Source organism: Frankia sp. AgPm24 (assembly GCF_023243055.1).
Classification (GTDB): Bacteria; Actinomycetota; Actinomycetes; order Frankiales; family Frankiaceae; genus Frankia; species Frankia umida.
The window spans coordinates 16182-28711 of sequence record NZ_JALKFW010000181.1 but is presented as its reverse complement, the minus strand read 5'-3'; the positions used below and the strand labels follow the sequence as shown (position 1 = coordinate 28711).

The following is a 12530-nucleotide window of genomic DNA, read 5'->3' as shown; positions in this document are numbered from 1 at the left end:
GCCCGCACCGCCAGATGCAACGCCACCAACGACGACGAACACGCCGTGTCCACCGTCACCGCCGGCCCCTCCAGACCAAAGGTGTAGGCCAGACGACCGGACGCCACGCTGCCCGCGGTACCGGTGAGCAGATGGCCTTCCAGGCCGGCCTCGGCCGCCCCGACGCGGGTGCCGTAGTCCTGGCCGGCCAGCCCGACGAAGGTTCCGGTCTGGCTGCCCCGCACCGTGGCCGGGTCGATCCCGGCCCGCTCGAACACCTCCCAGGTGCTCTCGAGCAGCAGCCGCTGCTGCGGGTCCATCGCCAGCGCCTCCCGCGGCGAGATCCCGAAGAAGTCGGCGTCGAACTGGTGCGCGTCGTGGAGGAACCCGCCGGTGCGCACGTAGGACTTTCCCGGTGCCCGCGGATCGGGATCGTAGAGGCCCTCGACATCCCAGCCCCGGTCGACGGGAAAGCCGGAGATCGCGTCCGTGCCCGCGGCGACCAGATCCCACAGCTGCTCCGGTGAGGCGACGTCGCCCGGCAGACGGCAGCTCATCGCCACGATCGCGATCGGCTCGCCGGCATCCCCCGCGGCACCGGCATCGGTACCTGCTGCCCTCAGCTGTAGCCGCACCTGCTCCTCGGCGAGGGCCGTGCCGCCCAGGGCCAGCGCAAGCACGTGAGCGGCGAGTTCGTGGGGGGTCGGGACGTCGAAGACGACAGTCGTGGGCAGCGGCAGGCCGGTCCGGGCACACAGGCGGTTGCGCAGGTCGACCGCGGTCAGGGAGTCGAAGCCCAGGTCACGGAAGGCCCGGGCCGGATCGATCGCCGCCGCGGAGACATGACCCAGCACCAGGGCCGTCTCGGCCCGCACGAGGTCCAGGACCGCCGCGGGACGTTCGGAGGCGGCCAACGCGGTGAGCTCCTGGGAGATCGACGGCTGGGCCGCGGGCGCCGACCGGTCGGCGGGCTCGCCGGTCGGCTGGCCGGTCGGATCCGGGCGGCCAGTGGAGTGGTCGTCGTACTGGACAGCCTGGCCGTGGCGCACCTCGGGCAGGTCCTCGATCAGTGGGCTGGGCCGCATCGCGGTGAAGGCGGGCGCGAAGCGATCCCATCGCACGTCGGCGACGGCGACGCTGGCCGGCGCCCCGTTCAGCACGTCCGCCAGTGCCGTGATCGCGGCGTCCGGGGGCATCTGCGGCAGACCTCGGCGGCGCAGGTCGCCAGCGCGGGAGGCGCCGGCCGCCGCCAGCATCCCCCCACCGGCCCAGGGGCCCCAGGCCACGGAACTCGCCCGCCCGCCGCGGTCCCGCCGCCGCTGCGCGAGGGCGTCCAGGAAGGCGTTCGCGGCCGCGTAGGCGCCCTGGCCACCGCTGCCCCACACGCCGGCGACCGACGAGAACGAGACGTTGACCTCGAGGGCGTCATGATCGAGCAACGCGTCGAGATGGGTCGCGCCAGCGATCTTCGCGGCGGTCACCTCGGCCAGCTCGGCCGGGCTCAGCTCGGCAAGCGCCGTGGTGCGCTCGACCCCCGCGGCATGCACCACGGCGTTCGGGGTGTGCCCCTGCTCCGCCAGCGTCTCCAGGAGGTTCGCCACGGCGGCGCGGTCGGCGACATCGCAGGCGGCGACCGTGACACAGGCGCCGAGTGCGGCGAGCTCCGCCACCAGTTCGGCCGCGCCGGGCGTCGCCGATCCCCGCCGACCGGTCAGGACGAGATGCTCCGCCCCCGCCCCGGCGAGCCAGCGGGCGGTATGCGCGCCCAGCGCGCCCAGGCCGCCGGTGACGAGGACCGTGCCATGGGGCGTCCACGCCGGCCGACCCGCACCGGGCTCCCGGCCGGCCGCCGGGACGGACCACAGGCGGCGGCCGAACACCCCCGTCGACCGGATGGCCAGCTGGTCCTCGGCCCCGAATCCGCCCGCGAGCACCGTCGCCAGCATCCGGTGGATCTCCGCCTCGGATCCGGCAGCGACGCCGGATCCGCTTTCGGGATCGGACCCGACATCGGCAGCGGGCCCGGCGAGGTCGATCAGTCCACCCCAGCGACGCGGATGCTCCAACGCCGCGACCCGGCCCAGACCCCACACGGCCGCCGCATCGGGGTTGGCCAGCTTCTCGTCCGGCCCGACGCTGACGGCGCCGCGGGTCACCAACCACAACGGAGCGGGGGAATCGTCACCCAGGCCGGTGCCGGGAGCGACATCGTCCAGGGCCCGCAGCAGACCCAGCGCCGCGAGCAGGGCCTCAGACGCCGTCTCGCCGACCACCCGGTCGGCGGTGACATCGACCGGAACGTCGTCAGCGGTATCGGTCGGGATGTCGGCATCGGCCGGGATGTCGGTTGCCAGCAGTGCGAGAACTCCGTCGACGCGGCGTCCAGGCGGCAGCGCCGCACGCAGTACCTGCGCCCAGCCCGAAGGGTCGTCGCCCAGAGCGACCGGATCCCAGGTGAGTTCGATGACCTGCACGCCCGCGGCGGCGAGCATCCGCGCGCTTTCCCGACGCGGGCCGTCGTCCACCTGGCGGGGTGCGGTCACCAGCAGCCAGGTGCCGGCGGGCGAGGCGGGCTCGGCGGCACCGAGTGGCTTCCACCCGACCTGGTAGCGCCACGACCGCGGCCGGCCGGCAGCCGGTTCCGGGGGCGCCAGCCAGTAACGCCGGCGGGTGAAGGCATAGGTCGGGAGCTCGACGGGATGGCTTGCGGCGGCCGGCAGGACCGCCGACCAGTCCACCGGGAACCCGTGCACGTGCAGGCTGGCCAGCGCGGTCAGGCAGGTCCGGGGCTCGGACCGCCCCGGCCGCAGGGTCGGGACGAGGATGGGCTGCTCATGCCCCTCGGCACGGGTGGCCGCGGCACGGGTGGCCGCGGCGGGCACGGCCTCGTCGAGGCAGCGCCGTGTCATCGCGGTCAGCGCACCGCCCGGACCGACCTCGACGTAGGCCCGCGTCCCGGCCTCGTCCAGCCAGCGGACACCGTCGGCGAAACGCACCGCGCCGCGGGCGTGGCGCACCCAGTAGTCGGGCGAGGTGATCTGTGCGACGGTGTGCGGTCGACCGGTGAGGTCGGACAGCACGGGAACACGCGGCGGCGCATAGGTGAGCTGCTCGGCGACCCGGCGGAACTCCGCCAGCATCGGGTCCATGTGCGGGGAGTGGAACGCGTGGCTGACCCGCAGGCGGGTGGTTCGGCGTCCGCGGGCGCGCCAACGGGCGGCGAGTTCGTCGACGGTCGCGGCGTCACCGGAGATCACGCTGGCTGCCGGGCTGTTGACGGCCGCCAGGTCCACCCGGTCCGCCAGGCCGACCAACGTCGCCAGTATCTCGCCCTCGTCCGCCTCGATGGCGACCATCGCGCCGCCGGGCGCGAGCGCCTGCATCAGCCGGCCCCGCGCGGCGATCAGCGCGCACGCGTCGGGCAGCGACAGAACGCCGGCGAGGTGGGCGGCGGCGAGCTCCCCGACCGAATGGCCCAGCAGATAGTCGGGGACGACACCCCACGACTCGAACAGCCGGACCATCGCGACCTCGACGGCGAACAGCGCCGGCTGGGTGAAGCCGGTCTGGTCCAGGGCCGCCGCGGCGGACGTCCCGGGGGCGGCGAACAGAACCTCACCCAGGGGCCGCGGCAGGTGCCGGTCGAACTGCCCGCACACCTCCTCGAGGGCCGCGGCGAAGACCGGGCTGGTCGCGCGCAGCTGCGCGCCGGCACCGAGGCGCTGGCTGCCCTGGCCCGGCAGAAGGAAGGCGACCGGGCCGGCGGGTCCGGCGATCCCGTGCACGGCATGTGGAGTCGGCTCGCCACGGGCGATCGCGGCAAGCGCGCCGAGAGCCTCGTCGCGGTCCTCGGCCAGGACGACCGCCCGGTTTCCGAGGGTGGCCCGGGTCGTCACCAGGGCGTGTCCCAGCTCGGCCAGGCCCAGCTCCGGCCGCCGTCCGAGGTGGTCGTGCAGCCGATCGGCCTGCGCGGCCAGCGCCTCGGCGCCCCGGCCCGACACGACCAGCGGGAACGGGCCCGGACCGCCGGCACCATCCCGGGTGTCCGTGGCCCCGGGGACGTCCACGGCTGCCGGAACGTCGGGATCCGCCATGCTGTCCAGAGCCACCGGGACGTCCGGGGCGTCCGGGGCCGTCGGCGGGTCCGCGGGATCCGGGTCGGGTGAGGCCTGCTCGAGCAGGAGATGGGCGTTCGTCCCGCTGACGCCGAAGGCCGAGACGCCGGCCCGTCGTGGATGCTCCGTGACCGGCCACGGTGTGGGTTCGGTCAGCACCCGCACGGCGCCGGCCGACCAGTCGACCTTGCCCGACGGAGCGTCCACGTGCAGGGTGCGGGGCAGCAGGCCGGCCCGCATCGCCAGCACCATCTTGATCACACCGCCGACGCCGGCGGCGGCCTGGGTGTGGCCGATGTTCGACTTCAACGACCCGATGAGCAGGGGACGGTCGGCCGGCCGGTCCTGCCCGTAGGTCGCCAGCAGCGCCTGGGCCTCGATCGGGTCGCCCAGGACGGTTCCGGTGCCATGGGCCTCGACCGCGTCGACCTCGTCCGGTTCGAGGCCGGCCCCGGCCAGCGCCCGGCGGATCACCCGTTGCTGGGATGGGCCGTTCGGTGCGGTCAGGCCGTTGCTGGCACCGTCGGAGTTGACCGCGCTGCCGCGGATGACGGCCAGGACCCGGTGGCCGAGACGGCGCGCGTCGCGGAGTCGTTCCAGGACCAGCACGCCGACCCCCTCACCCCAGCCGGTGCCGTCGGCGGCGTCGGAGAACGCCTTGCACCGACCGTTGGGGGCGAGGCCGCGCTGCCGGCTGAACTCGACGAACAGCCCGGCCGTCGACATGATCGTCACACCGCCGGCCAGGGCGGCCTGGCACTCACCGGCGCGCAGCGCCTGGCATGCCAGGTGGATCGCCACCAGGGACGCCGAGCAGGCGGTGTCGACGGTGACCGCCGGACCCTCCAGGCCCAGGACGTAGGCGAGGCGCCCCGACACGACGCTGGCCGCCCGTCCGGTCAGCAGGAAGCCCTCGGCCTCGGGCGGGACCGCCGCCAGGTTCGAGGCGTAGTCCTGACCGTTCGTACCGACGAAGACCCCGGTGTCGGCGCCGCGCAGACGCTGCGGATTCATCCCGGCGGTCTCGATCGCCTCCCAGGACGTCTCCAGCAGCAGCCGCTGCTGGGGGTCCATCGCGAGGGCCTCCCGCGGCGAGATGCCGAACAGCTCGGCGTCGAACGCGTCGGCGTCGTCGAGGAAACCACCCGAGCGGACGTAGGAGCGTCCGGGCCGGTCCGGGTCCGGGTCGTACAGTCCGTCGAGGTCCCAGCCTCGGTCGGTGGGAAAGTCGGTGACGGCGTCCCGGCCGTCGACCAGCAGTTGCCACAGGTCGGCCGGTGTGCGTACCCCGCCGGGGAACCGGCAGGCCATCCCGACGATCGCCACCGGCTCCCGTCCGGCGGCCTGCGCGTCGGCCAGTCGCTGCCGGGCGAGGCGCAGGTCTGCGGTCGTGCGCCGTAGGTAGTCGCGGAGCCGGTCCTCGGTGTTCACGCGGCAGCGCCCGATCGCGGCGGCATTCCATGGTGCGACACGCGTACTCCTGTGATCGCCGGGGCGGGGGTCAGCACGTCAGGGGGTTTCGAGCTCGGAGTCGAGCAGGTCGAACAGTTCGTCGTCCGAATCGGGCGTGCTGTCCGCCTCGGTCGCAGGTGCGACGGCCGAAGCGGACAGACCGGCCAGCAGCCCTCGAAGCCGGCGAACGATCTCCGCCCGGTCCGCGGCGGATTCGGGGCCGAACGTGGACAGGGCGGACAGGGCCGGCGCGAGCCGGTCGAGTTCCGCACGGGCGCGGGCCACCGCCGCGGTGACCGACGTCTCGTCCATCGGGGTCGAAGATCCGTCCGCGAGATCCTGCCCGCACAGCGCACCGAGCTGGCGGGCGAGCGCGGTCGGGGTCGGATGGTCGAAGACGGCCGTCGTCGCCAGTCGGGTCCCGGCCGCCGCGTTCAGTCGGTTGCGCAGCTCGACGGCGGTGAGCGAGTCGAATCCCAGGTCCCGAAATGCCGTGTCGGCCCCGATCGTCGCGGCGGAGGCATGTCCGAGTACCGCGGCCGCGTGCGTGCCGACGACTGTCAGCAGGGTTCGCAACCGCGCGGCCTCCGGCTGCTCCGCCAGTGTCCGGCGCAACGCGAGCGGCGCGTCCCACGCCACCGCTGTCCCCAGGCCGGACGGAGCCGGTCGCAGCGTCCGGCGCAGCGCCGGAATCTCGTCGAGCAGCCGGGTCGAGCGCCCGCCGGCCAGCGTGCCGGCCAGCCGATCCCAGTCGACGTCGAGGAGCACCGACGTGACGAGATCATGATCGAGGGTGTCCTGCAGGGCCTTCGTGGCCAGTTCCGGACGCAGGTCGATCAGGCCGTGGCGACGCAGCCGCGCGCCGGCCGCCCCCTCGACCATGCCGCCGTCGGCCCACAGTCCCCACGCCACCGCGGTCGCCGGCAGGCCCCGCGCCCGGCGATGTTCGGCCAGTGCCTCCAGGTAGGCGTTGCCCGGGGCGTAGTTGGCCACCCCGGGCAGCCCGAAGGTCGCCGTCACCGACGAGAACAGCACGAACGCGTCCAGCTCCAGCTCACGGGTCAGTTCGTGCAGATGCCAGGCCCCGCCGGCCTTGACCCGCGACACGCTGGCCATCCGTCGCGCCGTCAGCCGGTCCAGCACCGTGTCGTCGAGGACGGCCGCGGCGTGGACGACCGCGCGCAACGGCAGCTCCGCCGGGATGCCCGCCAGCAGGTCGGCGACCGCGTCCCGATCGCCGACGTCGCAGCTGACCAGGGACACGTCGGCGCCGAGGTCGCGCACCTGCGCGGCCAGTTCGGCCGCGCCAGGTGCCGCGGCGCCGCGGCGGCTGGCCAGGACGAGATGCTCGGCGCCGGCGCCGGCAAGCCAGCGCGCGATCCGCGCCCCCACCCCGCCTGTCCCGCCGGTGATCAGCACCGTGCCCCGTGGTCGCCAGGACCGCCCCGCCGCGCCGGGCAGCGGGGCGGGGGCGATCCGCCGGACGAGTCCCCCGGACGAGCGGACCGCCAGCTGGTTCTCGCCGTCCGGATCGCGCAGCAGGGCGGCGAGCAGGTCGAGGTCCGCCGGCTCGCCGTCCGCGGGCAGGTCGATGATCCCGCCCCACAGGTCGGGGTACTCCAGGCCCGTGACCTGCGCGAGGCCCCACACCGACGCCTGGGCCGGGCTCGGCACCGTGTCGCCCGCGACGGCGCGCACGGCGCCGCGGGTCACGCACCACAGCGGCCCGTGATCGACTGACCCGCCGGCGGCGACGTCGCTGAGCGCCTGAAGCAGGGTCACGGTCGCCGCGTGGCCGCGGGCGAGCTCGGGATGATCGGGATGCGGGTCGGTGTCCAGGGCCAGCAGGGACAGTACGCCGCTGCGGGAGCCGTCCGGTGGGGTCGACGACAGCAGGCGGGCCAGCGCGGCGCGATCGACCGTGGCCGCATCGACAGGCAGCACCGCCGGCCGCACACCGGCCCGGGACAACGCGGTGGCGCACGCGTCGGCCAGAACGGCCGCGTCACCGGCTGGTGTGACGATCAGCCAGGGCTCGGGGCCCGCGTCCGAGGTCGACGCCGGCCGGGGTGGCATCGGTCGCCAGGCGACGCGGTAACGCCACCCGTCCCCGGCGGCCTCGGGGCGCGTGGCCGCCGGGCGCTCGAGCCAGAACCGCTCGCGTTGGAACGCGACGGTCGGCAGGTCGACCGGGCGCGGCCGGTCACCGCGGGGGTCCGTGAAGGCGGCGGTGACGTCGACGGCCACGCCGCGCGTGAACAGCTCGGCGGCCCCGGCCAACAGTCGTTCCCGGCCACCGTGGTCGCGGCGCAGCGAGCCGACGACGACGACCGACCGGTCCGCCTGCGCCGCGGTGGCCTCCACCGCGGCCGTCAGGACGGGGTGCGGGCTGATCTCGACGAACGCCCGGTGCCCGTCGGTGAGCAGCGCCTCGGTGGCCTGCTGGAACTCCACCGTCGCGCGCAGGCTGCGGTACCAGTAACCCGCGTCGAGCGTGGCGGTGTCCAGCTCCGACCCGGTGAGGCTGGAGTAGAACGGGATGGTGGCCGGGCGTGGGGTGACGTCGGCCAGCTCCTGGTGCAGGCGCTCGCGTAGGGCCTCCACCTGCGCCGTGTGCGAGGCGTAGTCAACCTGAATCCGCCGTGCCCGAATGCCGTCGGCCTCACACCGCGCCAGCAGCTCGTCGAGCGCCTGCGGATCACCGGCCGCGACGAGTGATCCCGGCCCGTTGACGGCGGCGATCTCGAGGCGACCCGGCCAGGACCCCAGGACCGCCTCGAGGGCGTCGCGGGGCAGCGACACCGAGACCATGCCGCCCCGGCCGGCCGCCGTGGCGCGCAGCGCCCGGGCGCGGACGCAGACGACCTTCGCCGCGTCCGGCAGGGAGAGCCCGCCGGCCACGCAGGCCGCCGCGATCTCGCCCTGGGAGTGCCCGACGACCGCTGCGGGCTCGACCCCATGGGCCCGCCACCACGCCGTGAGCCCCACCATCACCGCGAACAGGACCGGTTGGAGCACGTCGACCCGGTGCAGATTCGGTGCCCCCGGCTCGCCGCGCACCACGTCGAGCACGGACCAGCCGGTGTGCGCGGCGATCGCGTCCGCGCACTCCCGCAGGCAGGCCGCGAAACCCGGCTCGTCTGCCAGCAGGTCGCGGACCATGCCGTCCCACTGGGAGCCCTGGCCGGGGTAGACGAAGACGACGTCGCCTTCGATGTCCGCGACGCCCCGGATCAGGTTCGCCGCCGGCTGGCCGGTCTCGAGCGCGCGCAGCCCACGGCGGAAGCCGTCGACATCGGCGGCGGTGACGACGGCGCGATGGCTCAGCGCCGCCCGGGTGGTGGCCAGTGCATGGCCGGTGTCGCGCGGCCGGGCCAGGGCCGGCCCCGGCGTCGCACCGGGTGACGTACCGGCCGCGCCCGCCTCGACCTGGATGCGCAGACGCCGCGCCTGCGCCGCCAGCGCCGCCTCGCCACGGCCGGACAGCAGCCATGGGACCACCGGCGCGGCGGGATCGGGCCCGGCCGCCGGGTCGGGCGCCGCGGCGGTCCGCGCCGAGCCGGTGGCGGTGCCGACCGCGGTGGCGGGCGCCTGTTCGAGGATGGCGTGGGCGTTGGTCCCGCTGATCCCGAAGGAGGAGACGCCGGCGCGGCGCGGGCGGTCCGTCGCGGGCCACCCGGTACTCGCGGTCAGCAGCCGGACGGCACCCGAGGACCAGTCGACGTGTGGTGTCGGCGACGTGACGTGCAGCGTCTTCGGCAGCCGGCCGTGACGCATCGCCAGGATCATCTTGATGACGCCCACCACGCCCGAGGCCGCCTGCGTATGGCCGACGTTGGACTTCACCGAGCCCAGCCACAGGGGGCGGTCGGCCGGCCGGTCCTGACCGTAGGCGGTGAGCAGCGCGGTGGCCTCGATCGGATCGCCCAGCGGCGTGCCGGTGCCGTGCGCCTCGACGACGTCGATGTCGTCCGGGGTCAGACCTGCCGCGGCCAGCGCCCGCCGAACGACCCGCTGCTGGGACCGTCCGTTGGGTGCGGTCAGACCGTTGCTCGCCCCGTCCGAGTTGACCGCGCTGCCGCGGATCAGCGCGAGGATCGGATGCCCGGCCCGCCGCGCTGTCGACAGCCGCGCCAGGACCAGAACACCCACGCCTTCGGCCAGCCCGAACCCGGCGGCGTCGGCGGAGAAGGCCCGGCACCGCCCGTCGGCGGACAGTGCGTTCTTGCGGCTGAACTCGATGAACGAGCCCGGATGCGGCATCACGGTGACGCCCCCCGCCAGCGCCAGCGAGCACTCCCGGCGGCGCAGCGCCTGCGCGGCGAGATGGAGGGCCACCAGCGAGGACGAACAGGCCGTGTCCACCGACACCGCCGGTCCTTCGAGGCCGAGCACGTAGGCAACCCGTCCGGAGGCGACACTCGCGGTGGTGCCGGTCAGAACGAAACCCTCGAGTTCGGCGGGGGCCGCGTCCAGCCTCGGGCCATATCCCTGCTCGGTCACCCCGGCGAACACCCCGGTGTCGGTACCGCGCAGACTCGTCGGGTCGATCCGGGCCCGTTCCAGGGCCTCCCAGGAGGTCTCGAGCAGCAGGCGCTGCTGCGGATCCATCGCCAGCGCCTCGCGCGGGCTGATTCCGAAGAAGGCGGCGTCGAACGCGGCCGCACCGGTCAGGAACCCGGCCTCACGCTGCCGGTTGGGACCGTGGTGGGCCGGTTGGACCGCGGTGAGCTGGTCGAGGTCCCAGCCGCGGTCACCCGGCAGCCCCCCGACCACCTCGCCGCCGTCGTCGAGCAACCGCCACAGCGCGTCCGGGTCGTCGATGCCCCCGGGCAGCCGGCAGCTCATCGCGAGGATCGCGATCGGCTCGTCGGAACCCGCGCCGCCCACACCATCGCCCGCGCTGTCCGCATCGTCCACACCGTCCGGGGCGGACGCCGAGGTCCCCACCGTGGCGTGCTCCCACGATTCCCCCTCGCCGGTCCCGTCGAGCTCGGCCAGCAGGTGACCGGCCAGCGCGCGAGGCGTCGGGTGATCGAAGACAAGGGTCGGCGCCAGCCGTAGCCCCGTCAGCTCGCCGAGCCGGCCGCGCAGCTCCAGCGCCGGCACCGAGTCGAGACCGATCTCCCGCAGCGCCGCCCCGGGCGGCACCGACTCGGCCGACGGGCGTCCCAGCAGGGACGCCGTCTCGCCACGCACCGCCGCGAGCAGGATCCGTTGGCGTTGCGCCGATGACCGGCCGGCCAGCCGCCGCACCAGCTCGGGCCCCTCGGCGGCGGCCGAGCCGTCACCAACCATCGCCGCGCCAGCCACCGCCGTGCCAGCCACCGCGTCACCGGGCACCGCGTCACCGGGCACCGCGTCACCGGGCACCGCGTCGGCTATCAGGGCCGGATCACCGTGGCCGACCGGCCGGCCCGCGTCCTTGAGGAGACGACCGCCGCTGCCGGCGAAGGCCACCGTCCAGTCGACCGCCACGCCCCGGACCCAGGCCTCGGCAAGCGAGAGCAGGAACCGGCGAGGGCCGTCCTGATCGCGGCGTAGGGAGGCCAGAACCGCCGTCGGACCGCCCGGAGCATCCGGGGCGTCGACGATGTCCCGCAGGCTCCCGGTGAGCACGGGATGCGGACTGATCTCCACGAAGGCGACGCCGGCGGCCGTGGCATGGGCGGCATGGGCGGCCCGGGCCGCCCGGGCGAACTGGACCGGCTCCCGGAGGGCTCGATACCAGTGGTCACCGGTCAGACCGCTCCCGTCGAGGACGTCTCCGGCCAGGCCGGAGTAGAAGGGCAACCGCCCCGATCGGGGGACGACCGGTGCCAGGTCGTCCAGCAGACGGTCCCGGACCCGCTCGATCTGGCTCGAATGCGCGGCCAGCCCGACCGCGATCCGGCGCGCCCACACTCCCCGCGCCGGGTAACCCGCGACGACCCGCCGGACGGAGTCCGCGTCACCGGAGATCACCACGGATGCCGGACCGTTGACCGCGGCGATGCCCACCCGGCCTCCCTCGGCGGCAAGATCGCGCTCAACCTCGGCTACGGGCAGCGACACCAGGGCCATCTCGCCCTGACCGACGAGGGTCTGCTGCGCCTGACTCAGACGGGCCATGACGCGCGCGCTGTCAGCGAGGGAGAGAGCGCCGGTCAGCCAGGCGGCCACCGGTTCACCGATGCTGTGACCGATGGCGGCCACCGGCTCGACCCCGAACTCACGCCACAGCCCGGCAAGCGCCACCATCACGGCGAACAACGCCGGTTGGACCACGTCCACGCGTTCCAACGTCGGCGCCCCCGCACCAGCGCTGGAACGCAGGACGTCAACGACCGAATGGTCGGTGAACGGCGCCAGCGCCTCGGCCGCCGCCCGGACCGCGGCGCCGAAGGGGCTCCACACCGCCATGAGGTCCGTTGCCATTCCCGGCCACTGGGAGCCCTGCCCGGGAAAGACGAACACGGGACGCATCGCCTCACCCGCCGGGCCGTGCACCACACCCGGGGCGGTCTCGCCGCGGGCGAGGGCGTCCAGACTCCGCACGAAGTCGCCGCGGGTCACGCCGACCACAACGCCGCGGTAGGGCGACGGCGTCACCTGCGATGCCAGCGAGTATCCAACGTCCAGCGGACGTTCCCCGTTGTCGGCACGATATCGCGCGCACAGCTCGGCCGCCCGCGTTCGCAGATCCGCCGGGCCAGCAGCCCCCAGAACCCACGGGATGACCCGACGTGCATCATCCACGCGAGAATCCCACAATTCTATCGACCCCGTCATCAGCGTCCACTCAATGGAGTATTGGATCGGCCGGGCGACCGCACCGTTCACTGGCGGCGCATCATCGCGACTCTTATCCTGATTGACCCCCGATCGCCGCGACAACCCCTACGGCCCGTGCCAGCCGCACCGTCAACCGGCACTGTGAGACGAGAAACAGGGGGCCGTAGGGGTACAGCATCGAGACGGGGCACGAAAGGCTTTTCGGCCCTT

2 protein-coding genes are annotated in these 12530 nt (G+C 74.6%); both read right to left on the bottom strand.

The window, feature by feature from the left end:
• A partial coding sequence (locus MXD61_RS28050) for a type I polyketide synthase (RefSeq protein WP_308222737.1) occupies positions 1 to 5525 on the bottom strand: 5525 nt, incomplete at its 3' end.
• A gap of 78 nt (positions 5526 to 5603) precedes the next feature.
• Complete coding sequence (locus tag MXD61_RS12465) at positions 5604 to 12284, bottom strand: SDR family NAD(P)-dependent oxidoreductase (RefSeq protein WP_308222736.1); 6681 nt, start codon at positions 12282 to 12284, stop codon at positions 5604 to 5606.
• Positions 12285 to 12530: the final 246 nt, after the last annotated feature.